Source organism: Nonomuraea sp. NPDC050202, from assembly GCF_040656115.1.
Classification (GTDB): domain Bacteria; phylum Actinomycetota; class Actinomycetes; order Streptosporangiales; family Streptosporangiaceae; genus Nonomuraea.
The window spans coordinates 75,960-96,278 of record NZ_JBFALF010000022.1; the positions used below are offsets into that span (position 1 = coordinate 75,960).

Sequence of the window (20,319 nt, forward strand, 5' to 3'; positions counted from 1 at the left end):
GTCCGGGATCCGGATAGAGTCGTCGTGATGATCAACCGGTTGACGGAGGCCCGACGGCGAGGCGCGCCATGACGGAACGCCTGCGGATCAGCGAGGTCGAGCTCGACTCGCGCGTCACCGTGGTCACCGTCAGCGGCGAGCTCGACATGGACACCTGCCCTTTGCTGCAGGCCGCGCTGGCCCGGGCGCTGCCGCGGGTCGCGATCGACCTCGGCGCCCTGACCTCGGCCGACTCCTACGGCCTGACCGTGCTGCTCGCGATGCACCACCACGCGCGGGCGGCGGGAGGCCGGGCGCTGGTGTGCGAGACCGGCGACCTGATGCGGGCGCTCTTCCGGCAGCGCGGCCTCGACCGGGTCCTCGACCTGCGCTCGACGCTGGAGGAGGCCGTCGCCGAGCTACGCGCGCTCTGACCCGCGACCTCGAACAGCCGTGCTGACCTCCGACGTCGGACAGCCGTGCTGACCTCCGACGCCGGGCAACCGGAGACGGCCGACGGCCGGCCGGTTCCCGTTACGTGACGGGTGATCGGTTCCTGGTGGGTGAGGGTGACCGCCCGGGAACCAGGCGCGGATCGGCTCAGGAGGTGGGGGTCGGGGTCGGCGTCTGCGTGGGCGTTTCGGTCGGGGTTCCGGTCGGCGTCTCAGGCGGCGTCTCGGTTGGTGTTTCGGTCGGGACCTCGGTGGGGGCCTCCGTCGGGACGGCCGTGGCGGTGTCGGTCGGCAGCGGCGTGGCCGTCTGGGTCGGGGTGGGGCACGGGGTCGGAGTCTGCCAGTTCGGGACGATCGCCCACCACTGCTTGGCGCGCCGCCAGCCGCTCTTGTCCTGCGGGTGGAGCCTCATGGGCTGCGAGAGGTCCAGGATGTAGGCCGCCCTGGCCGTCTGGCCGTCCGTGGTGGCCGTCACCGAGACCCAGCCGTCCTGCTGGAGCCGGCTCTCCTCGCCGTCACGGAGCCGCACCCGAGGCTGGCGCGTGGACTCGTCGATCGTGTACGCCTGCTCGAACCCGTCCTGGCTGCGTACCGTGATGGAGCCGTCCGCCAGCGCGGTCACCTGCCCGGTCTGGGTGAGCAGCGTGACGGCGCCGCACCCGTCCTTGGTCGCCACCGAGAACTCGCCGTGCATCGTGCCGACGAACCCCCACGGGTTGATGGGCGGCAGCTCGGCCGGCGTGGGCGAGGTCGTCGGTGTCCCGGTGGGCGTCGGGGTGAGGGTTTCGGTGGGTGTCGGGGTGGGGGTTTCGGCCGGGGTTTCGGTGGCGGAGGGCGCCGGGGCCGGAGTGGCGGCCGAGGCCGATACGGTCACCCCGAGGCCGCTGGTGGCGACGATCGCGATGGTGGCGAGCTTGAGCAGTTGCCGGGGGATCCGCCGGCGGCGGGGACGTTCCTCGTGCGGTTGGCCGGAACTCATGGGCGTCACCTGGTCCTCCACGGGGGTCGGTGGGATCGGATCGGGGACAGCAGCCCTCCGTACGAACGCATGGCACAAACCGCCACGGCGTGGAGGGCGGGGGTCTGACTCGCGTCGTCAGTCGAAGGCGAACAGGTCGGACTACGGCGCCGGCACCGCCACGGGGTGGCGCGGGTGCCCGGCGCGAACGCTAGCTCTGGTTGGACGTCGCACGGACTCGGTGGGTTCCCACCGGTTTCACCGCCGTCGTCCGGTTAGTGGCGTCCGACGGGTTCCAGCTTCGGCAACTGCTCCATGGACCAGCACAGCAGCAGCCGCCCGCCCCTGGCCAGAACCGGCAGGCACAGGCGCGTGGCGTGCGGCCGGGGACTGACGACGGCGAACAGGTGACCACGGTCGTGCGCGCGGCGCCCGGCCTCCAGCAGGACGCCCATCCAGCGGGTGCCCGTCAGCCGGCAGCCGGACAGGTCCACGGCCACGCGCGGGCAGACGTCCACGGCGTCGGCGAGCTGGGCACGGAGTGCCGGCATCCGCCAGTCGTCGACGGTGCCGGTGACGCGGACGACGGTCCAGCGGCCATGCGCGAGAAGGCTCGACATGTAGGCCATGGCTCACTCACCTCACCGTTGCAGGTGATCGGTCGCGGCCACGCCTCCGGACCTTCCTGATGCGGACACTACCCCTGCGCCGCCGAGCTAGCGGATCACCGGCGGCTCTCAGCGGGCGGCCCGGCGAGCTCGGCCAGGGTGCGGTGCAGGTCGGTGGTGTCGGTGCCGGTCCAGGCGATGTACCCGTCGGGGCGGATGAGCATCAGCGGGCCGCCGGGGCGGGCGGGCGCGGATCAGCGCGCCGCTGCTGCGCAGCACCGAACGCCCCACCGGATACCCGCTCACCGTGATAGCTGTCCAGCAGCGCCTGCGGCGCACCCCCCAGCACCGCGGCCAGCTTCCAGCCCAGGTTCGCCGCATCCTGCAGACCGGTGTTCATACCCTGACCACACATGCGCGGCATCCCCGGCCACAACACCCGCCCACCCGATACCGCGGCACCTGCCGCTCCCCGCCGCAGTGGACACCGTCACCCCGGCGCCGTGGTGTCGACGGTTGTTGGCCAAGATTTGTCGGCAGCTATCGACGCGAGGCGGCACACAGGCGTACGAGCTCAGGGACCAGCCCCCGCAGCAGCTCCTCGTCGCGCGGGTCGGCGGGCGCGTACTCGGTGATGCCGAGCCCGGCGATCTCGTGGCGGGCGGCGAGCCCGGCGATCGCCTCGGTGAGTGCCTGGGCGGACAGGCCGTCAGGCTCCGGGTAACCGACCGAGGTGATGCCGTCCAGGACGTCGAGGTCCACGTGCACGTAGACGACGGCGTCCGAGCCGATGGTGTCCAGGCCGCCGATGCCGGACCGGCGGATGTGGTCGGCCTCGGCCGGGTCCAGCGAGCGGGTGCCGGCCAGGGCGACCTGGCCGGGACGCAGCGCGGGGGAGCGGACGAGGCCGGGCGGGCCGTCGCCCTGGAGCGTGCGGAGGATCATGCCGTGAAAGGCGCCCGACGGGGACGTGTCGGGGGTGTTCATGTCGCCGTGGGCGTCGAACCAGGCGACGTGCAGGCGGTCGCCGTGCCGGCGCAGCGCGGCCGTGACCGGTTCGAGCTCGACACCGCAGTCGCCGCCGACCGTGACGGTGAACCCGTCGCGGGGGAGCGCCTGCCGTACGCGGTCGGCGGTCTCGGCCAGGGTCGTGCCGGTCTCGACCCGCACGTGCGCGGCCGCCCCGGGGATCATGGCCGCCAGCCGGGCGGCGCCTTCGACCAGCCTGGGTGCGGTGGGTGATGACGATCCCTGCCACTGCGGAACCTCGACGACGGTCAGCATGTCGCTCTCCTCTTGAAGGGGTGGACCGACAGTGTCGCCTCGCCTCATCGGCAACGTCCACTTAGTAGTTCTGCACGGATCTATAAGATGTGCTTGATGTTGGATCCGGTCAGGCTGCGCCTGCTGCGCGAGTTCGCCGAGCACGGCACGATGACGGCCGTCGCCGAGATGGGCGGCCTGACCTCGTCCGCCGTCTCGCAACAGCTCGCCGCCCTGGAACGGGAGGCCGGGGTGCCGCTGTTCGAGCGGGCGGGCCGGCGGGTCCGCCTGACCGCCGAGGGGCAGCGGCTCGTACGGCACGCGCATGTCGTCCTGGACGCCCTGGACGCCGCCGAGGAGGACCTCCGCTCGGCCGCGACCCCGCGAGGGCCGGTCAGGGTGGCCTGTTTCGCCACGGCGGCCGTCGCCCGCCTCCTGCCGGCGATCGCCGCGGCCCGGGGCCGCCACCCCGGCCTGCACGTGATCGTCCATGAGCTCGAACCTCGCGAGGCCGTCGAGGCGCTGCGTGCCGGCAGGTGCGACGTGGCGATCACGTTCACCTACAGCCTCATCCCGGAGGACCCCCGGCCGGGAGTCACGCGCCGGTTCCTGGGCGTCGAGCCGATGCTGATGGCCCTGCCCGCCGATCACCCGACGGCGTCCGGCGCGGTGGACCTGCGCGCCCTGCGGGAGGAGCCGTGGATCGCCGGCTCGCAGGGGACCAGCGACCACGAGATGCTCGACCGCGCCTGCGCCCTGGCGGGCTGCTTCCGCCCGAACGTCATCCACACGGCCGACGACTACGCGCTCGTGCTGCGCATGGTGCGGGAGGGGCTGGGGGTGGCCCTCGTCCCCGAGCTGGTCGCCACCGCCGTCGGCGTGCCCGGGGGCGTCGTGCTGCGCCCGATCTCCACGATCGAGATCACCCGCACCAGCTACGCCCTCGTCCGCACCGCGACCCCCGCGGTCAACGCCATCCTCGACCTGCTCCTGGAATGAATCTACAATGTAAAGGCGCTTGGCTGTGAGTGCGATATGCGGTGTCGGCGTGAGGGGTGAGGCGCCGGCCGGTCAGTAGAGCCAGCGGTAGGCGCGGATGATGTCGGCCGGGTGGAGGTCGCCGGCGCGGTCGGCGTCGGAGGTGCGTACGGCGCGGAAGGCGTCGGTGATCTCCTCGCCCAGCGCGGCGCGGATGCGGGGGTTGTCCAGCAGGGCGCGGAGTTGCTGCTGGACGGTGGTGGGCAGGCGGTGGATGCCGTGCTGGGCGCGTTGCTGGTCGGTCCAGGTGCCGGGGTCCTCCTGGACGGGGTCGGGGGGTGTGAGGCCGTCCTCGATGCCGGCGAGGCCGGCGGCGATGACGGCGGTGAGGGCGAGGTAGGGGTTGGCGGAGGCGTCGGAGGGTTTGAGTCCGAGGTTGGCGTGGTCGGGGCCGAGGAGCGGGGTGGTGGGGACGAGCCGGAGTGCGGCTTCGCGGTTCTCCACGCCCCAGCAGGTGTAGGCGCCGGACCAGTATCCGGGTCGCAGGCGTTGCAGGGAGGAGAGGCTGGGGGCGGTGATGGCGACGATGGCGGGCAGGTCGCGGAGGAGGCCGGCGAGGTAGGCGGCGCCTTCCTGGGTGATGCCGGCGGGGCCGTGGCCGCCGGAGAGGAGGTTGGCGCCGGCGCGGGAGGGTGAGGTGTGCAGGTGCCAGCCGTTGCCGACGTGGCCGGGGGTGACGAGGGGGGCGAAGCTGGCGCGCAGTCCGTGGTTGCGGGCGGCGGCGTGGATGGTCTGGCGGGTGAGGAGCTGGCGGTCGGCGGCGGTGACGGGGTCGGCGGGGGCGATGTTGAGCTCGTACTGGCCGGCGCCGTATTCGCCGTGGAGCTGGCCGACGGGGATGCCGTTGCGGTTGAGGTCGCGGAGCAGCTGTCCGGCGAAGGCGTCCACGGCGAGCATCTTGGTGGGGCCGTAGGAAGGGCCGTCGTAGACGGGGCGGGGGTCGTCGCCGGTGTCGTCGGCCGGGCTGAGGTGGAATTCGATCTCGTACCCGGCGCGGATCTGGATGCCGAGGTCGGCGGCGCGGGCGACCTGGCGTTCGAGGGCGGTTCGCTGGTCGTAGGGCCAGGGGGAGCCGTCGGGGGCGATCTGGCGTCCGGGGGCCCAGGCGAAGGAGGGTTGTCCGGCGAGCTGGACGATGCGGTCGGTGACGGGAATCAGGCGGATGTCGCCCGAGGGGGTGCCGAGCGGGGGGTGGTCGAAGGTGATGGTGTCGTGGGAGTCGAAGACGGCGAAGAGGGGCGTGATGCCGATGCCGCGCTCGGTCGCGGCGGTGAACTGTTCGACGGGTACGGTGCGCGAGCGCGGGATGCCGTTGTTGTCGGCCCAGGTGATGATGACGCCGGCGACGCCTGCGGCGGCGAGGTCGAGGTCGAGTGTCTGGGTGTCGGCTTGCGGTGCGCCGGTGGTGGTGTGGTCGAGCATCGGCATCCCCTCTTGGTGTGCGGCCCGCGTGGCACCTTATAGCCGGCGGGGCGAGTCGAGGGGATGCCACGCTCGCGGGTTTTGGCTGGTCGAGGGGTATGTCCGTGGATGTGTGGCTTGATCCGGGGGCTCAGCGGGGCGGTCCGGCGGTGATGGTCGCGCGGGCGTCGCGGACGCCGCCGCGCCACCAGCCCATGGCCTCGATCCACCAGGTCATGCCGGCTGCGGTGTAGGCGTCGACGAGGCCGTCGGCGGCGCGTCCTTCGAGGGCGATGTCGTAGCCGTCGAGGGTGCCGCGTTGTTCGGCGAGATAGTCGACCACCTGGGCGAACTCCGATGGGGGGACGGGGCGGTCCTGGCCGAAGTGGTGGAAGGTGGGCATCGCGCCGTCCCAGCGGGCGGCTCGGCGGAAGCCGGCACGGGTGGGCCATCGTCCGGGGCACCAGATGGGGATGCGTGGCCGCTGGACGGGTGGTGGCAGGAGTCGCTGCCACAGGTGGGTCAGGTCGTCCAGGCCGCGGTCGAGTTTGGCGGCGCGGATCTTCAGGTCGGGGTCCTCGCCGAAGTCGGTGTACTCGGTGTCCATGGAGCCGAGGCCGGCGCCGAAGACGAGCCGTCCTTCGGACAGCCGGTCGAGGGTCGCGGTTTCCTTGGCGACCGTCTGGACGCGTCGGCGTGGGAGCGCCGTCATGAGGATGCCCAGGCGAATGCGGTGGGTGCGGGCGGCGATGGCGGACAGCGTGACGGTGGGGTTGGCGACGGGCCAGCCGGGATCGTGGTAGAGGAGGTGGTCCCAGAGGTAGACGCCGTCCCAGCCGTGTTCTTCGGCGGCGACGGCGAGTTCGGTCAGGAGGGTGGGGTCTCCGAACTCGCCGACGTTGGGCAGGCCGATAGCGAAGCGCACCATGGGTCAAGGCTATGCGGTGGTGATCGTGTGCTCGCGTGGCGCCCCGCCCCCTACCTGCGGCCGGGGCCGGCTCGGCCCGTTGGGTGGACTCTGGGGTGGCCGGCTCAGCTCGTCCGGCCGTCTCCATGGTGGTAGGCGCGCAGCTCGCGGCGCGCCAGTAGCGGCCGCTGGTGCGGTGGATTGGGCGCTTGATGGCCGAGGGCCGCGAGCGGCGGGCGTCGTTCGCGGCCGACCTTGCTCCGACGTTACCGCGAGTGGCGGGAGCGTGCGTGCGGCGAGTGCGGGTGTCCGCGCCTGGCGGACGTCGCCGGCCCAGAAGGGGGACCGGTGGGGTCAGCGGGGGATGAAGCCGCGGTAGACCACGCGCCGCCGCCACAGGACGGGCCACTGGCGGTCCCTGATGCCGCTCAGCACGACGGCGATCATGGCGCCGGTGAGGAAGCTGCCCACGATGAGGCTCATGACGAGCATGAATGCGATGGCCACCAGAAATTCCCTCCATCAGAAGTTGAATCTTTGATGGACGAGAACAGCCGTGTGCCGCGCCGTATTCCAAGCTCATCGCGGGCCCCGTTCCGGGCCTTCGGCGGAGCGGCGTAGCGTGAGCGTGTGATGGGCGATCTGGAGGAACGGGACCGGCCGTCGATCGGCGCGTCCACTGCCGTGACCGCCCCTGAGAAGGGGCAGGCATGACCGGGTCGTGGGGCTGGGACCTGCTGATCGGGATCGGGGCCGCGCTGCTGGTCGCCTGGCTGGCGATGATCGGCGCGCTGGCGGTCGTCCGGCCCCGCGGCAATCTGCTGCGGGAGGCGCTGCGGCTGCTGCCCGACGTGCTGCGCCTGGTGCGCCGCCTGGCCGCCGACCCCGCCCTGCCCCGTGGTGTGCGCGTGCGGCTCGCGCTGCTGCTGGGCTACCTGGCCCTGCCGCTGGACCTGGTGCCCGACTTCATCCCCGTGCTGGGGTATGCCGACGACGCCATCATCGTCACGGCGGTGCTGCGCTCCGTGGTCCGCCGCGCCGGTCTGCAGGCCGTCCGCCGGCACTGGCCGGGCACCGACGACGGCTTCGCCGCGCTGGCCCGGTTGACCGGGCTCGACGGGGATTCCCGGTCAGGGCTTGCTCGCCGGCGCGAGGCGGACGGCCGGACCGATCAGCAGGGTTCCTGAGACGTATGCGGGCGCTGGCAGAGGTTCACGACGTGGGGTTCACGACGTGGGGTTCGCGACGTGGGGTTCGCGACGCGGGGTTCACGACGCGGGGTTCAGGACGTGGAATTCAGGACGTGGGGGCCAGGTCGCGGCGGCGCAGGAACGCCAGGCCCGCCGCCGCCAGCCCGGCCGCCAGTACGGTCAGCGCCAGCAGGGGCGCCGCCGGTGACGGCGCGCCGCCCAGCAGCAGCGCGGGCACGTGCACGAACGGCGACAGTTCGAGCACGGCCCCGCCGGCCAGCCGGAACTCCGCCAGCAGGTCCACGACCAGGAACAGGCCCAGCACGGTCCAGCTCACCGCCACCGCCGGCCGCGGCAGCAGCCCGAACAGCAGCGTCCGGCCACCCGTGCCGCCGGCCACCCGCGCGGCGGTGCCCGGGCGGGTGCCCGGGCCGGCGAACAGCGGCAACCTGGGGCCCTTGTGCCGATCTTCGGTGACTTACTCCGCCGGATCGCGGGGGCGCCACCTCAGGGCGCTCACAGGACGCGGCGGACGCCGGGCAGCCGGCGGATGGGCCCCGCCAGCGCGAAACAGGCCGGCAGCGTCACGGCGGCCACGAGTGCGAACTTCGCCGGCGTCGGCCAGGCCAGGGCACCGAGCGCGAGACCGGCCGCCGTCACCACGAACGCGTGGATCACGTACACGGTGAACGCGTGGGCCGACAGGTAGCGGCCCAGCGGCCCCTGGCCGTCCAGCCTGCTGCGGAAGAGGGCGAGCAGCGCGAGCACGGCGCCGACCGCGAACGCCGAGTCCCACAGCGCGAAGAACAGGGAGCTCAGCGTGCCGTGCCCCATCCACGCCTCCAGCCCGCCGGCCAGCGCGAGCGGCAGGAACACCAGGCTGGCCCCGGCGGCCAGGCCGAACCCGGCCCAGCCCATGCGGGGGGTGACGGCGTGGAACCAGCCGCGCCGGTAGGCCACCGTGCCTGCGACGAAGAAGCTGACGTACTGCGGCAGGTAGGCGATGGTCGGGAAGTCGACGACCGGCACCCAGGTGCCCGCCGGGAGCACGATCCGCAGCGCGTACGTCCCCAGGGCCAGCACCGCCACGAAGGCGATCACCATGGGCAGGGCGGGCGGTCGGACGGCCCGCTCCCGAGGCCGCCGCCGGGCGCCGGCGAGACGGACGGCGGCGTAGCAGACGTCGAAGACGAGCAGCGCGAGCACGAACCACAGCGGCCCCGAGCCGATCGTGTCCAGGTAGGCCGCCAGCGGCGAGCCGTCCGGGTAGGAGCCGGCGTGCAGCAGCGGGCTGAGCACGAAGTAGAACACGACCAGCGGGATCCCCAGGCGGATCAGCCGGTCGCGCAGGAACGCGCCGGGGCCCTTGCGGTCGTAGGAGCCGGGCGTGAAGTAGCCGGACAGCAGGAAGAACGCGCCCATGAACCAGGCCTGGTTCACCAGCAGGAAGATCGACAGGCCGACGCTGGCCGCCACGCTGGTCGGTGGCTCGGTGTAGTACCACAGCGGCATCCCGCTGTACATGACGGCGACGTGGTGCAGGACCACCAGCGAGGTCAGCAGGATCCGCAGGTTGTCGGCGAACCACAGCCGCGTCGGGGACGCGCTGCTCCGGGCTGGTGGCGCGGGACGGGGGTCGGCTCTCATGGCGCACTCCGTTTCGGGTCGTCGGACGTGATGACGACGCTAGGAAGCGCGGGCAGTAGCCGGTATGCACCTGGACGTACACAGGGGTGGAGCTAGGCACACCCCTGCGCGGAGCGAGCCCGTCAGGCCAGCGCCAGCGGCCTGACGGGCGCGCCCGTCGCGCCGGCCAGCGGCAGCGGGTTGACGATGAGCAGGACCTCGCGGTGGCCGGCGTCCAGCAGCGGCCACAGGCGCATGGTCTCCACGATGTTGATCCCCGCCTCCACCAGGAGGATCCGGTGCACCGGCAGCGTGGCGTGACCGTGCCCGGGCGGGATGTGCTCGAACGCGATGCTCTCGGCCCCCACCAGGCGGGGGCGCCGCTCGGCCAGCCAGCGCCCGGCCGCCGCGCCCGGGCCGGGCGCGCCGCGGGACTGGCCGGTGAACAGCTCCGGCTCGCCCCAGTGCCGCGACCAGCCCGTGCCGATCAGCAGCGCCTCCCCCGGTTGCGGCGCCAGCCCGTCCGCGGCCCTGTCCAGGTCGGCGGGGGTGATCTCGTATCCCGGCGGCAGCGCGGCGACACCGTGCACGGCGGCCACGTCGAGCAGCACGGCCCGGCCGACGTACGGCTCGAAGGCGTCGATGCCCAGCGCCGTGAACCCCGCATGCCCCTGCACCGCCGCCGCCTCGTGCCCGCCGTGCAACCTGCCCTCCTGCGAGACGTGCGCCAGCGCGTCCACGTGGGTGCCCACGTGGCCGCCGGTGACGATGACCTCGTTGGCCGCCGACCCGCCGTCGGCGCGCACCACGTCCCCGTGGCGGCGCTCCAGCACCATCCGGAACGGCACATGGTTGGGCGACTGCGGCATGCCGGTGCGCATCGGCTGGGCCAGGTCGAACACCTCGGCCCCGGCCAGCGCCTCCCACGGGGCTCGCACGAGAGGACGTCCTTCAGGGTGTTCCACTACGAGGAAAGCTGTTCCAGACTGTACGGCAGGAGCCGACCGGCAGGAAGGGCACACCCTCATGCCGACGACCGGGCACCCGCGCCGCCGCGGCACCGGCGGCGCCAGCCAGACCGTCGCGACCGTCGAGCGCGCGGCCGACGTGCTCGTGCTGTTCGCCGATCCGGCCGCGCGCACCCTCGGGGTCACCGAGATCGCCGGGCGGCTGGAGCTGTCGAAGGCGGCCGTCCACCGGATCCTGGCGTCGCTGCGGCTGCGCGGCCTGATCGACCTGGACGAGCAGAGCAGGCGGTACTCGCTCGGCCTGACCGCCATGCGGCTGGGCCTGGCCTACCTTGACCGGCTGGACCTGCGCAGGCTCGCCGCGCCGGAGCTGGTCGCCCTGTCCACGGCGCTGTCGGAGACGGCCACGCTGTCCATCCGCACCGGGCACGCGCGCGTCTACGTCGACCAGGCGACCCCCAGCCGCGAGGTGATCATGTCGGTGACGCTCGGCGTGCCGTACCCGCTGCACGCCGGCGCCTCGTCGCGGGCGTTCCTGGCGTTCCTGGCCGAGGAGGAGATCGACGACTACTTCGCCACGCAGCCGCTGACCCGGCTCACCGAGCGCACGCCCGTCGATGAGGCCGCGCTGCGCGCGGACCTGGCGGCCGTCCGGCGCCGCGGCTACGCCCGCTCCCGGGCCGAGCGGCAGCCGGGCTCCGCCTCCGTCGCCGCGCCCGTGCTCGACCACCACGGGCGGCCCGCCGGGGTGATCAGCGTGTGCGGGCCGCTGGAGCGCTTCCGCGGCGAGGAGAGGCGGTGCGCGCGGGCGCTGCTGGAGACCACCCGCAAACTGTCGGCCCGGATGGGCCACGCCGCCGCGGAAGGGGCACCATGATGCGATACGACCTGCTCGTCAAGGGCGGAACCCTGGTCCTGCCGTACCACGGCGAGGTCCGCGCCGACCTGGCCGTACGGGACGGCCGGATCGTCGCGATCGGCGAGGACCTCGACGGCGGCGCGGAGGTGATCGACGCCGCCGGGAAGATCGTGTTACCGGGGGCGGTGGACGCCCACTTCCACCTGGGGATCTACCGCGACCTGGGGGTGGACGCCTTCGAGGAGACGCGGTCCTGCCTGGTCGGCGGGGCGACGACCGTCCTGTCCTACTTCCGTACAGGACAGCACTACCTCGACAGGACCGGCCCGTACCAGACGATCTTGCCCGAGGTGCTGCGGGCGGTCGCCGGGCGCGCGTGGACCGACTACGGCTTCCACCTGGCCCCGATGACCTCCGGCCAGATCGACGAGATCCCCGCCCTCGTCGCCGGGCACGGCATCACCTCGTTCAAGTACTACATGTTCTACAAGGGCTTCGACCTGGCGGCCAACAGCCGCGACGCCCGGGCGTTCACCATGAGCGACGAGTACGACCTCGGACACCTCTACCTGATCATGGAGAAGCTGGCCGAGACGCAGGCCGCCCACCCCGGCAGGCGGCTGTCGCTGAGCCTGCACTGCGAGCAGTCGGAGCTGATGCGCGTCTTCATCGACCGCGTACGCGCCGGCGGCGCCCCCCAGAACCTGCGCGCCTACGCCCAGGCCCGCCCGCCCCTGACCGAGCAGCTCGCCATCGCCGAGGCGGCCGTGCTCGCCGGGCACACCGGCGTCGAGATCAACCTGCTGCACCTGTCGAGCGCCGAGGCGCTCGAGGCGGCCGCCCGCACCCCCGCCAGGCGCGAGACCACCCTGCACCACCTGTGCCTCGACCACGACGACCTGGACGCGCGCGGCGGCCTGGGCGGCAAGGTCAACCCGCCGATCCGCACCCGCGAGCACAACGAGGCGCTGTGGGCGGGCGTGGCCGACGGGCGGATCGACTGGGTGGCCTCCGACCACGCCTGCTGCCTGGAGGAGCACAAGGGCGACGACCTGTGGCCGGCGAGACCCGGGTTCGGCGGCACGGCGCTGCTGTATCCCGTGCTGTTCTCCGAGGGGCACCTGCGCCGGGGCCTGCCGCTGACCAGGATCGCCGAGGTCGCCGCCGCCAACCCCGCCCGCGCCTTCAACCTGTGGGGGCGCAAAGGCGGCCTGGCTGTCGGGTTCGACGCCGACCTCACCGTCCTGGACCCGGCGCTGACCAGGACCGTCACCACGGACCTGCTGCTGTCGGGGCAGGACCACTGCCCGTTCGAGGGCGTCCGGGTGACCGGCTGGCCGGTGACCACGGTCGTCGGCGGGCGGGTCGCCTTCCACGAGGGCAAGACCGCCGGCGAGCCGTCGGGCTCGTACCTGCACCGTTGAGACGGACCGCCGTAAGGAGCGGAGATGAGCGCGCTGCCCCTGGACGACGTGCGCGTCGTCGAACTCGGCCAGCTCCTGGCCGGCCCGTTCTGCGGGCAACTGCTCGGCGACTTCGGCGCCGAGGTGATCAAGGTGGAGGACCCCGGGCGCGGCGACCCGATGCGCGAGTGGGGCAGGGAGAAGCCGTACGGGCGTTCGCTGTGGTGGCCGGTCGTGGCGCGCAACAAGAAGTCCGTCACCTGCGACCTGCGCACCCCCGAGGGGCAGGACCTCGTCAAGCGGCTGGTGGCCGGCGCCGACGTGCTGCTGGAGAACTTCCGGCCCGGCACGCTGGAGCGGTGGAGCCTGTCACCGCAGGAACTGCACGCGATCAATCCCCGCCTGGTGATCACCCGGGTGACCGGTTTCGGGCAGACCGGTCCGTACGCCCCGCGCGCCGGATACGGGTCGATCGGCGAGGCGATGGGCGGCATCCGCCACGTCACCGGCGACCCCGACAGGCCGCCGTCGCGGGCCGGGATCTCGCTCGGCGACTCGCTGGCCGCCACGCACGCCTGCGTCGGCACCCTGGTCGCGCTGCACGAGCGCGAGCGCAGCGGCAGGGGCCAGGTCGTGGACTCGGCGATCTACGAGGCCGTGCTGGCCATGATGGAGTCGCTCCTGCCTGAATGGCAGCAGGCCTCCTACCAGCGCAAACGCACCGGCCCCGTGCTGCCGAACGTCTCACCCAGCAACGTCTACCCGACCGCCGACGGCGAGTCCATCCTCATCGCCGCCAACCAGGACAGCGTCTTCGCCCGGCTGGCCCGCGTGATGGGCCGCCCCGAGCTGGCCGCCGACGCCCGCTTCGCCACGCACGGCGCGCGCGGCGAGCACATGGCGGAGCTGGACGCGCTCGTCGCCGCCTGGACGGCCGAGCTGCCCGCCGGCGACCTGCTGCGGGCGCTGCACGAGGGCGGCGTCCCGGCCGGGCGCATCTACACGGCCAAGGACATGTTCGCCGACCCGCACTTCGCCGCCCGCCAGGCCATCGTGCGCGTGCCGCACCCCGAGTTCGGCGAGCTGGCCATGCAGAACGTCGTGCCGAAACTGTCGGCCACGCCCGGTGCGGTGCGCACCGCCGGGCCGGAGCTCGGCCAGCACAACGACGAGGTCTACGGCGGGCTGCTCGGTCTGACCGGCCAGGAGCTGGCGGGGTTGCGCGAGAAGGGCGTCATCTGACACGGACGAATCCCGCCACGGACGAATCGGGCAGGGGCGGATCCGGCAGGGGTGGCCGGGTGCGAATGGGTTGCCTGATTCGTCCGCTTAAGTCGCGCGAGGGCGGCTAAAGTCGATCTTTCATCGGCGCGAGGACGATCGGGGAGCTCCATGAGGACGCACATGCGGTTCGAGGCGTCAGGTCCTCCGTCGCCCGCATCGGCCGTCGCGGTGCCCAGGCAGCTCCCGGCCGCGCCGGCCACCGAAGTGGCAAGACCACGGCCACGGGAGTCGGCCACCGTGGTGGCGAGACAGCAGCCGCCAGAGTCGGTCACCGTGGTGCCCAGGCCATCGCCCGCTGTGCCCGGCCACCTGTTCAGTGGACGGGAGGCGGAGCTTCGCCTCCTGGATGAGGCGCTGTCCCAGGAGGGCGCCGCGAGAGCGGTCGCGATCGTGGGCGCGGGCGGCGTCGGCAAGACATGGCTGGCCCTGCACTGGGCGGACCGCAACGCCGGCCTGTTCCCGGACGGGCAGCTCCACGTCAACCTGCGCGGCTCCGACCCCGTGACCCCGCCCGTGCCGCCGGAGGAGGCGGTGCGCGGCTTCCTGCTGGCGCTCGGCGCCGACCCCCGGGCCGTCCCCGCCGAGCCCGAGGCCCAGGCCGGGCTCTACCGGAGCATGATGGCCGGCCGGCGCATGCTCGTCCTGATCGACGACGCCGCCTCCCCGGCTCAGGTGGAGACGCTGCTGCCCGGCACCACCTCCAGCGCCGTCCTGGTGACCAGCCGCCGGCACCCGGGCCGGCCGCTCTCGGGGCACAGCGCGCAGGAGCAGCCCTGCACTGGGCCCGATGCGCAGGTGCCGTCGTTGGGCGGGTCTGGCGCGCAGGAGCTGTCCCCGGGCGGGCCCGACGCGCACATGTTGTCCCCAGGCGGGCTTGGGGTGCAGGACTTGCCTCCGGGCAGGCTTGGGGTGCAGGACTTGCCTCCGGGCGGGCTCGGGGTGCAGGAGCTGTTCCCGGGCGGGCCCGGCGTGCGGGTGCTGCCGCTGGAGGGGCTGAGCGAGCAGGAGGCGTCGCGGCTGCTCGTCCGCAGCGCCGGCACCACCCAGCCGCACGCCGTGCGCGACCTCATCCGCCACTGCGCGGGCCTGCCGCTCGTGCTCGGCATCGTGGCGGCGCGCGTCGCGGCCCGGCCGCATCTGCCCCTGGACACCCTCACGGCCGAGCTGCGCAACGCCGTCACCCATCCGGAGACGCAGGACGCGGGCGAGATCCCCGGCGGCCTGCGCGCCGTCCTGCAGGCCTCCTGCCTGAGCCTCGCCGAGGACGCCAGGGGGTTGTTCCTGGCCCTGGGCCCGGCGCCGGTGCCCGACGTCGGCCTGCCTGCCGCGGCGTCGCTCGCCGCCCTGCCCGCCGCACGCACGCGCACGCTGATGCGCCTGCTGGAGGCCGCGCACCTGGTCGTCCAGCACCGGCCGGGCCGCTACCGCATGCACGACCTGATCCGCCTGTACGCGATCGAGCAGGGACGGCCCGCCTCCTCGGCCGCCGCGCTGAGACGGCTGGTCGACCACTACCTGCACACCGCGAACCGCGGCGAGCGCACCCTGGCCCCGCAGATCCGGCCCATCACCATGAACCCACCGGCGCAGGGCGTCGATCTCACCCCGTTGACGACGGAGCAGGACGCCCTGGAGTGGTTCGACGCCGAGCGCGACTGCCTGCTGGCCCTCCTGCGCTGGACCGCCGACCAGGACTGGAACGAGAACACCTGGCGGATCGCCTGGTCCATGGACGAGATGCTGCAGCGCAGGGGGCACGTCCACGACCGCGTCCACGTCTGGGAGGCCGCCGTGTTCGCCGCGGAACGCCTCGGCGCGGCCGAGGCCCAGTGCCTGGCCTACCGCCGCCTCGGGCACGCGCACCTGCAGGCGGGCGACCACGCCGCCGCGCTGCCCGCGCTCCGCCGGGCACTGGCCCTGGCCGGGCACCTTCGCCGCCTCCGCGGAAACCGCCCGGCCGAACCCCGAACCGTCCGGCGCCACCTCATCGGATGAGAACGGCACCCGTTCATCGGGCGAGCGCGGCACCCCGTCCCGCCTGACGAGCGCGGCGCCCCGTCCCGCCTGACGAGGGCGGCCCCCGTCCCGTCTGACGTCCGGCTAGGACGCTCGTACGGTGCGTGCCAGGACGTCATCCACCGTGCCGCCCGCGCCCAGCCTCCGCACCGCCTCGGCCAGTTCGCTCACCCGGCCCTCAGGCAGCGCGCGGCCCGCGTTGGAGCGGAACTTCGTCTCCAGCTCCGCTGCCGAGAGCGGGTGCTCGGGCCCGCCGCGCGAGGAGTCCACCCGGTGCTCCAGCGTCGAGCCGTCGTGCAGCCGCACCCGTACCACCGCCGCGAACGCCCTGGGAAAGATCTCCGAGGCCCGCTCGTCGGCCACGCACCGCACCCGCCCCGCCAGCTCCAGCCGCGCTGGGTCCAGCGCGGCGAAGTCCTCCAGCGCAAGCCCGAGCCCGCCCCCGCCCAGCAGTGCCGCGGCGACCGTGTAGGGGCCGGAGAACTTCGCGTGGTACGGCGAGCGCGGCCGGACCTTCTCCTCCCGCGGCTCGGCGATCGTGCGCAGCACCGGGCCGGGCACCCCCACCTCGACCTCCGCGATCCGCGACGGGTCCAGCCCGCCGCGCCGCAGCGCCAGCGCGCAGTCGATGACCGGGTGGGTGAAATGGTTGGTCGGGTACGGCTTGTAGACCGTACGCAGCAGCTCCCACCGCTCGCCCAGCCCCGACATCAGCGCATCGGCGTCGTACCGCCCGCCCAGCCATGCCTGGAAGAACCCGAACCGCCCCTCCAGCACCGTCGGTGGCCCGGTCAGCCCCTCCGCGGCCAGCACCGCGGCCGACACCCCGGCGTGCGCGGCCCACCCGCAGTGCACCCGCTTGACCGTCCCGCCCGTACGGTTGGCCTCGATCAGACCGGCCCCCATCGAGGCCGCCACGCCCATCGCGTGCGCCACCCCCTCGGCCGTCAGCCCGAACAGCAGCCCCGCGGCCACGGCGGCGCCCAGCGTGCCGCAGATGGAGGTCGCGTGCTGGCCCTGCTCGAAGAAGAGCGAGTTGCGCTCCTGCGGCAGGTAGGACGCCATGCCGAGCCGGCCGCACACCTCGATCCCCGCCGCGACCGCCGCCACCAGCTCCGCACCGGACGCCCCCGCCCTCTGCGCCGCCACCGGCTCCGCAGGAAAAGCGCCCACTCCACGGTCCGCAGGAAACGCGTCCACCGCGTCCGCATAGAACGCGCCAGCCCCACGGTCCGCAGGAAACGCGTCCACCCCGTCCGCATGAAAGGCGCCAGCCCCACGCTCCCCGCAAGACGCGCTCGCGTCCTGCGCCGTCCCCCGCTCCGCGTGAAACGACGCTGCGGGCAGGCTCCAGCGCGCGCCCGCGCTCTGGGCAGCCGCCAGCGCCGCGGGCACGACGGACGCGCTCGGGTGCAGCACGGACGGCAGGTGCGTGTCGTCGAAGTCGAGCGCGTGCGCGAGGGTGCCGTTGACCAGCGCCGCCGACGGCGCAGGCAGCCGGTCGCCGCTCCCGATCACGGTCGCCTCGCCGCTGCCGCCCCAGCGCCGTACGGCACGCAGCACCGCCGGCGCGGCGTCCCCGTCCGGCTCGGCGCAGGCGGCCAGGCAGTTGCCGAGCACGTCCAGCACCCGGCCCGGCACGTCGTCCCGCACCGCGGCCGGCAGTTCCCCGTCCCTGCACGCCACCGCGAACTCGGCCAGCCGCCTCACGTACGTCATCCGCTCTCCTCACAAGCCGTCGCCGTCCCATCGTCCGCGGGAACGGCGGCGTACGGGAAGGGCGGAGATGATCGGGCGGGCACGGGTCGCCCGGCTTCCAGTTGTGCGACTCGCGCTCGTTCGGGCGCTCCAGCCCGGCTCATGGTCGCGGGCGGTGTGTCCGGCCGAGATCTACCGGCGCAGCCACCTCAGCGCCGCGTCCGCGCAGTCCTCCGGGGTGCTGTTGAAGGCGATGGCGGCGCCGGGCGCGTGCAGCCGCACCAGGTTGACGACCTTCTCGAAGAGCTCGAGCATCGGCTCGTAGGTGCGGATGCCGCCCCCGATCACCACGCAGCCGTGCTCCGCGCGGGTCAGCGCCGCGACGATCGCCCCTTCGGGGTCGTCGCCGACCGCCACCAGGCACCAGTCGGCCTCGATGCCGAGGCCGGCGAACCGGGCCTGGCCGCGTGCGATCGCCGCCTGGACCGGCTCGGGGTCCCAGCCCTCGATCCTGGCGGGATCGAGACCGATCACCAGCACTCGTGCCACTGCCACGCGCCCTCCCTCCCGGCGTGCCACGAGTCCAATCCTACCGGCCGTCCCGCCGGAGTAGTTCGTCCCGCGAATTTTGTTATTCTTGGGCGGTGAATGAGCATGTTGACGGCCCGATCGGGATAGTGGCGGCCCTGGTACGGTCCACGTTCCTGGTGAACGCCGTGTACGAGGCCTCCGCCCGCGAGTACGGCATCACCCAGCAGCAGGGCCAGCTGTTGTGCGTCCTGATGCCGCGCCCGTACGGCATGAGCGAGCTGGGCGCGCTGCTCGGTCTGGCCAAGTCGAGCCTGACCGGCCTGGTCGACCGCAGCGAGCGCAACGGCCTGGTCGAGCGCAGGCCCGATCCGCACGACTCGCGCGCGGTGCGGGTGGGGCTCACCAGGCGGGGCGCCAAGCTGGCCGGCGAGTTCTACACCGAGACCTGCCGCCGCGTCGAGGAGCTGGTCTCCGGATTCCCCGAGGAGGAGCGCGACGCGCTAGCCGCCCTGCTCGGGCGCGTCGTGGCGGACAACAAGGTGCCCACCGTCTTCATGGAGTCGGTCCGCCCGCACTGAGCGACGGGGTTGCAGTTCGTGCCACGAACTAATATGGTTCGTGGCACGAACTGAGCGTTGAGAGGCAGGAAAATGTCCGCACATGACGTCGTCTTCGGGTTCGGCACGCATCCCGGCATCGACGACATACCTGAGCTGTTGCGCATGACCCAGCAGGCCGACCGGGACGGGCTGGACCTCTTCACCCTGTCGGACCACCCCTACATCGGCGGCCGCCTGGACGCCTACGCCGCGCTCGGCTTCGTCCTCGGGCGCACCCGGCACATCGCGGGCTTCGCCAACGTGACCAACCTGCCGACCCGGCCGCCCGCCATGCTGGCCAGGACGGTGACGTCGTTGTCGGCCCTGTCGGAGGGCCGGGTCGTGCTCGGCATGGGCGCGGGCGGGCTGTGGGACCGCATCGCCGACATGGGCGTGCCGCGGCTGTCGCCCGGCGACGCCGTCGACGCCTTCGAGGAGGCGATCGTCCTGGTCAAGCTGCTGTCCGGAGGCGGCTCCCCGGTCACCTTCGAGGGCGCCCACTACCAGGTGCACCGGATCGAGCCCGCTCCGGTGGCCGCGCCGCCCGTGTGGACCGGATCGGTCGGCCCGAAGTCCCTGGCCGCCACCGGCCGCGTGGCCGACGGCTGGATCCCCGGGCACGCGGCCGACTGGCTCAGCGAGCGCTACCGGTCCTCGCGCCCGATCATCGACGAGGCGGCGGTGGCCGCCGGCCGCGACCCGGGCGAGATCCGCACGGTCTTCAACCTCCCCGGGCGCATCACCGACCGGCCGCTGCCCGCCACCCGCGACGGTGAGGGCCGCTGGCTCGGTGGCTCCCCCGGCCAGTGGGTCGAGGAGCTGACCGGGGCCGTCCTGGAGCACGGCGCGTCAGGCTTCACGCTCTTCGCCGCCGGCCACGGCGCCGTCGACGCCACCACCCTGGCCCGCTGGGCCCAGGAGATCGCCCCCGCCGTACGCGAGGCGGTGGCGAAGGAGCACGGCCGCGAGCGGCGTCACTCGATGCCGAGCGACTCCTCCAGGTAGGCCATCGCGCCCACGGGCTCCTCAGCGAAGAAGACCAGGTCGGTGAGGGGACGCGGCAGGAAACCCTCGTCCTCCATCCGCCGGAACTGCTCCTTGAGGCCGTCGTAGAAGCCCGCCGTGTTCAGCAGCACGACGGGCTTGTCCGTCCGCCCGTGCTTCTTCAGCTCCATGATCTCGGTGGCCTCGTCCAGCGTGCCCGTGCCGCCCACCATGATGACCACCGCGTCCGCCTTCTCCAGCAGCAGCTTCTTGCGCTCGGCGAGGTCGGAGGCGATGATCATGTCGTCCACGCCGCGGCGCGCCTTGCCGGCCAGGAAGTCCACCGAGACGCCCATCAGCCGCCCGCCCGCCGCGTGCACGCTGTCGGCCACCACCTTCATCAGGCCCACGTCGGAGCCTCCCCAGACCAGCGTGTGCCCGCCCTTGCCGATCAGCTCGGCGAACTCGCGGGCGGGCCGGGTGTAGGTCTCGGGCAGGTCAGCGGCCGACAGGAAGACGCAAATGTTCATGAGGACCACCGTAGGGGGGTGCCCG

The 20,319-nt window shown here is 73.3% G+C and carries 22 protein-coding genes and 1 pseudogene; 9 read left to right on the forward strand and 14 right to left on the reverse strand.

The features are described from left to right. Positions 1-68: 68 nt before the first annotated feature. Positions 69-413: an STAS domain-containing protein gene (locus tag AB0I79_RS41085; protein ID WP_357885349.1), complete on the forward strand. Its 345-nt coding sequence runs from the start codon at positions 69-71 to the stop codon at positions 411-413. Positions 414-579: 166 nt separating this feature from the next. Here the strand turns inward: AB0I79_RS41085 and AB0I79_RS41090 are convergent, their stop codons facing one another. The 5 genes and pseudogenes from AB0I79_RS41090 to AB0I79_RS41110 all read right to left on the reverse strand — a co-directional run bounded on the left by AB0I79_RS41090 (position 580) and on the right by AB0I79_RS41110 (position 3,281). Beyond that, on the reverse strand, positions 580-1,410 hold the full coding sequence (locus tag AB0I79_RS41090; protein WP_357885351.1) for a hypothetical protein: 831 nt from the start codon (positions 1,408-1,410) through the stop codon (positions 580-582). A gap of 254 nt (positions 1,411-1,664) precedes the next feature. Further along, positions 1,665-2,018: an STAS domain-containing protein gene (locus tag AB0I79_RS41095; RefSeq protein ID WP_357885353.1), complete on the reverse strand. Its 354-nt coding sequence runs from the start codon at positions 2,016-2,018 to the stop codon at positions 1,665-1,667. Between the two features lie 95 nt (positions 2,019-2,113). After that, positions 2,114-2,221 carry a hypothetical protein gene (locus tag AB0I79_RS41100; RefSeq protein WP_357885355.1) on the reverse strand — a complete coding sequence of 36 codons (108 nt, stop codon included), beginning with the start codon at positions 2,219-2,221 and terminating at the stop codon, positions 2,114-2,116. A gap of 64 nt (positions 2,222-2,285) precedes the next feature. Further along, positions 2,286-2,453, reverse strand: a pseudogene (locus tag AB0I79_RS41105) (FAD-dependent monooxygenase); the annotation flags it as partial. Positions 2,454-2,537: 84 nt separating this feature from the next. Next, a complete protein-coding gene (locus AB0I79_RS41110; RefSeq protein ID WP_357885357.1) occupies positions 2,538-3,281 on the reverse strand; it encodes an arginase family protein in 744 nt (247 codons plus the stop codon). Positions 3,282-3,377: 96 nt separating this feature from the next. Between AB0I79_RS41110 and AB0I79_RS41115 the strand changes: the two genes are divergently transcribed. Next, on the forward strand, positions 3,378-4,259 hold the full coding sequence (locus AB0I79_RS41115; RefSeq protein ID WP_357885359.1) for a LysR family transcriptional regulator: 882 nt from the start codon (positions 3,378-3,380) through the stop codon (positions 4,257-4,259). Between the two features lie 72 nt (positions 4,260-4,331). Here the strand turns inward: AB0I79_RS41115 and AB0I79_RS41120 are convergent, their stop codons facing one another. From AB0I79_RS41120 to AB0I79_RS41130, 3 genes are all read right to left on the reverse strand, one after another. Continuing rightward, on the reverse strand, positions 4,332-5,720 hold the full coding sequence (locus AB0I79_RS41120) for a glutamine synthetase family protein (protein WP_357885361.1): 1,389 nt from the start codon (positions 5,718-5,720) through the stop codon (positions 4,332-4,334). A gap of 130 nt (positions 5,721-5,850) precedes the next feature. Further along, positions 5,851-6,627, reverse strand: a complete 777-nt coding sequence (locus AB0I79_RS41125) for an LLM class flavin-dependent oxidoreductase (RefSeq protein ID WP_357885363.1) — start codon at positions 6,625-6,627, stop codon at positions 5,851-5,853. Positions 6,628-6,960: 333 nt separating this feature from the next. Next, on the reverse strand, positions 6,961-7,113 hold the full coding sequence (locus AB0I79_RS41130) for a hypothetical protein (protein ID WP_357885365.1): 153 nt from the start codon (positions 7,111-7,113) through the stop codon (positions 6,961-6,963). A 203-nt stretch (positions 7,114-7,316) separates the two neighbouring features. On the opposite strand from AB0I79_RS41130, the gene AB0I79_RS41135 reads away from it, so the two are divergent. Continuing rightward, on the forward strand, positions 7,317-7,793 hold the full coding sequence (locus tag AB0I79_RS41135) for a YkvA family protein (protein WP_357885367.1): 477 nt from the start codon (positions 7,317-7,319) through the stop codon (positions 7,791-7,793). Between the two features lie 109 nt (positions 7,794-7,902). On the opposite strand, the gene AB0I79_RS41140 is transcribed toward AB0I79_RS41135, so the two are convergent. The 3 genes from AB0I79_RS41140 to AB0I79_RS41150 all read right to left on the reverse strand — a co-directional run bounded on the left by AB0I79_RS41140 (position 7,903) and on the right by AB0I79_RS41150 (position 10,360). Continuing rightward, positions 7,903-8,244, reverse strand: coding sequence for a hypothetical protein (locus AB0I79_RS41140; RefSeq protein WP_357885369.1), 342 nt, complete (start codon positions 8,242-8,244; stop codon positions 7,903-7,905). A gap of 68 nt (positions 8,245-8,312) precedes the next feature. Further along, entirely contained in the window at positions 8,313-9,443 is a 1,131-nt protein-coding gene (locus AB0I79_RS41145; RefSeq protein ID WP_357885371.1) for an acyltransferase family protein, read from the reverse strand. Between the two features lie 122 nt (positions 9,444-9,565). Further along, the gene (locus AB0I79_RS41150; RefSeq protein WP_357885373.1) at positions 9,566-10,360 is read right to left on the reverse strand and encodes a cyclase family protein; all 795 of its coding nucleotides are present in this window, start codon (positions 10,358-10,360) and stop codon (positions 9,566-9,568) included. A gap of 88 nt (positions 10,361-10,448) precedes the next feature. On the opposite strand from AB0I79_RS41150, the gene AB0I79_RS41155 reads away from it, so the two are divergent. The 4 genes from AB0I79_RS41155 to AB0I79_RS41170 all read left to right on the forward strand — a co-directional run bounded on the left by AB0I79_RS41155 (position 10,449) and on the right by AB0I79_RS41170 (position 15,931). After that, complete coding sequence (locus AB0I79_RS41155) at positions 10,449-11,267, forward strand: IclR family transcriptional regulator (RefSeq protein ID WP_357885375.1); 819 nt, start codon at positions 10,449-10,451, stop codon at positions 11,265-11,267. Continuing rightward, positions 11,264-12,673: an amidohydrolase family protein gene (locus AB0I79_RS41160; protein ID WP_357885377.1), complete on the forward strand. Its 1,410-nt coding sequence runs from the start codon at positions 11,264-11,266 to the stop codon at positions 12,671-12,673. The genes AB0I79_RS41155 and AB0I79_RS41160 overlap by 4 nt, the downstream gene beginning before the upstream one ends. 24 nt (positions 12,674-12,697) lie before the next feature. Beyond that, complete coding sequence (locus tag AB0I79_RS41165; protein WP_357885379.1) at positions 12,698-13,894, forward strand: CoA transferase; 1,197 nt, start codon at positions 12,698-12,700, stop codon at positions 13,892-13,894. Positions 13,895-14,173: 279 nt separating this feature from the next. Continuing rightward, positions 14,174-15,931, forward strand: a complete 1,758-nt coding sequence (locus AB0I79_RS41170) for a hypothetical protein (protein ID WP_357885381.1) — start codon at positions 14,174-14,176, stop codon at positions 15,929-15,931. 105 nt (positions 15,932-16,036) lie between these two features. On the opposite strand, the gene AB0I79_RS41175 is transcribed toward AB0I79_RS41170, so the two are convergent. Then, entirely contained in the window at positions 16,037-17,671 is a 1,635-nt protein-coding gene (locus AB0I79_RS41175) for an MmgE/PrpD family protein (protein WP_357885383.1), read from the reverse strand. A 171-nt stretch (positions 17,672-17,842) separates the two neighbouring features. Beyond that, the gene (locus AB0I79_RS41180; protein WP_357885385.1) at positions 17,843-18,205 is read right to left on the reverse strand and encodes a hypothetical protein; all 363 of its coding nucleotides are present in this window, start codon (positions 18,203-18,205) and stop codon (positions 17,843-17,845) included. Positions 18,206-18,294: 89 nt separating this feature from the next. Here AB0I79_RS41180 and AB0I79_RS41185 point away from each other — a divergent pair, with 89 nt between their 5' ends. Together AB0I79_RS41185 and AB0I79_RS41190 are read left to right on the forward strand one after the other, a co-directional pair. Further along, complete coding sequence (locus tag AB0I79_RS41185) at positions 18,295-18,759, forward strand: MarR family transcriptional regulator (protein ID WP_357885387.1); 465 nt, start codon at positions 18,295-18,297, stop codon at positions 18,757-18,759. 72 nt (positions 18,760-18,831) lie between these two features. After that, the gene (locus AB0I79_RS41190; RefSeq protein ID WP_357885389.1) at positions 18,832-19,785 is read left to right on the forward strand and encodes an LLM class flavin-dependent oxidoreductase; all 954 of its coding nucleotides are present in this window, start codon (positions 18,832-18,834) and stop codon (positions 19,783-19,785) included. Here the strand turns inward: AB0I79_RS41190 and AB0I79_RS41195 are convergent. Further along, positions 19,755-20,294 (reverse strand): TIGR00730 family Rossman fold protein, encoded by a 540-nt coding sequence (locus tag AB0I79_RS41195; protein WP_357885391.1) that lies wholly within the window; start codon positions 20,292-20,294, stop codon positions 19,755-19,757. The genes AB0I79_RS41190 and AB0I79_RS41195 overlap by 31 nt on opposite strands. Positions 20,295-20,319 lie beyond the last annotated feature (25 nt).

Excerpts from the sequence above, each read along its gene's own strand:
- AB0I79_RS41195 (WP_357885391.1), bottom strand. The coding sequence starts at position 20,294 with ATGAACATTTGCGTCTTCCTGTCGGCCGCTGACCTGCCCGAGACCTAC.
- AB0I79_RS41160 (WP_357885377.1), top strand. The coding sequence starts at position 11,264 with ATGATGCGATACGACCTGCTCGTCAAGGGCGGAACCCTGGTCCTGCCG.
- AB0I79_RS41115 (WP_357885359.1), top strand. The coding sequence starts at position 3,378 with ATGTTGGATCCGGTCAGGCTGCGCCTGCTGCGCGAGTTCGCCGAGCAC.
- AB0I79_RS41165 (WP_357885379.1), top strand. The coding sequence starts at position 12,698 with ATGAGCGCGCTGCCCCTGGACGACGTGCGCGTCGTCGAACTCGGCCAG.
- AB0I79_RS41190 (WP_357885389.1), top strand. The coding sequence starts at position 18,832 with ATGTCCGCACATGACGTCGTCTTCGGGTTCGGCACGCATCCCGGCATC.
- AB0I79_RS41110 (WP_357885357.1), bottom strand. The coding sequence starts at position 3,281 with ATGCTGACCGTCGTCGAGGTTCCGCAGTGGCAGGGATCGTCATCACCC.
- AB0I79_RS41175 (WP_357885383.1), bottom strand. The coding sequence starts at position 17,671 with ATGACGTACGTGAGGCGGCTGGCCGAGTTCGCGGTGGCGTGCAGGGAC.
- AB0I79_RS41125 (WP_357885363.1), bottom strand. The coding sequence starts at position 6,627 with ATGGTGCGCTTCGCTATCGGCCTGCCCAACGTCGGCGAGTTCGGAGAC.
- AB0I79_RS41100 (WP_357885355.1), bottom strand. The coding sequence starts at position 2,221 with ATGCTCATCCGCCCCGACGGGTACATCGCCTGGACCGGCACCGACACC.
- AB0I79_RS41120 (WP_357885361.1), bottom strand. The coding sequence starts at position 5,720 with ATGCTCGACCACACCACCACCGGCGCACCGCAAGCCGACACCCAGACA.
- AB0I79_RS41095 (WP_357885353.1), bottom strand. The coding sequence starts at position 2,018 with ATGGCCTACATGTCGAGCCTTCTCGCGCATGGCCGCTGGACCGTCGTC.
- AB0I79_RS41135 (WP_357885367.1), top strand. The coding sequence starts at position 7,317 with ATGACCGGGTCGTGGGGCTGGGACCTGCTGATCGGGATCGGGGCCGCG.
- AB0I79_RS41090 (WP_357885351.1), bottom strand. The coding sequence starts at position 1,410 with ATGAGTTCCGGCCAACCGCACGAGGAACGTCCCCGCCGCCGGCGGATC.
- AB0I79_RS41155 (WP_357885375.1), top strand. The coding sequence starts at position 10,449 with ATGCCGACGACCGGGCACCCGCGCCGCCGCGGCACCGGCGGCGCCAGC.
- AB0I79_RS41145 (WP_357885371.1), bottom strand. The coding sequence starts at position 9,443 with ATGAGAGCCGACCCCCGTCCCGCGCCACCAGCCCGGAGCAGCGCGTCC.
- AB0I79_RS41085 (WP_357885349.1), top strand. The coding sequence starts at position 69 with ATGACGGAACGCCTGCGGATCAGCGAGGTCGAGCTCGACTCGCGCGTC.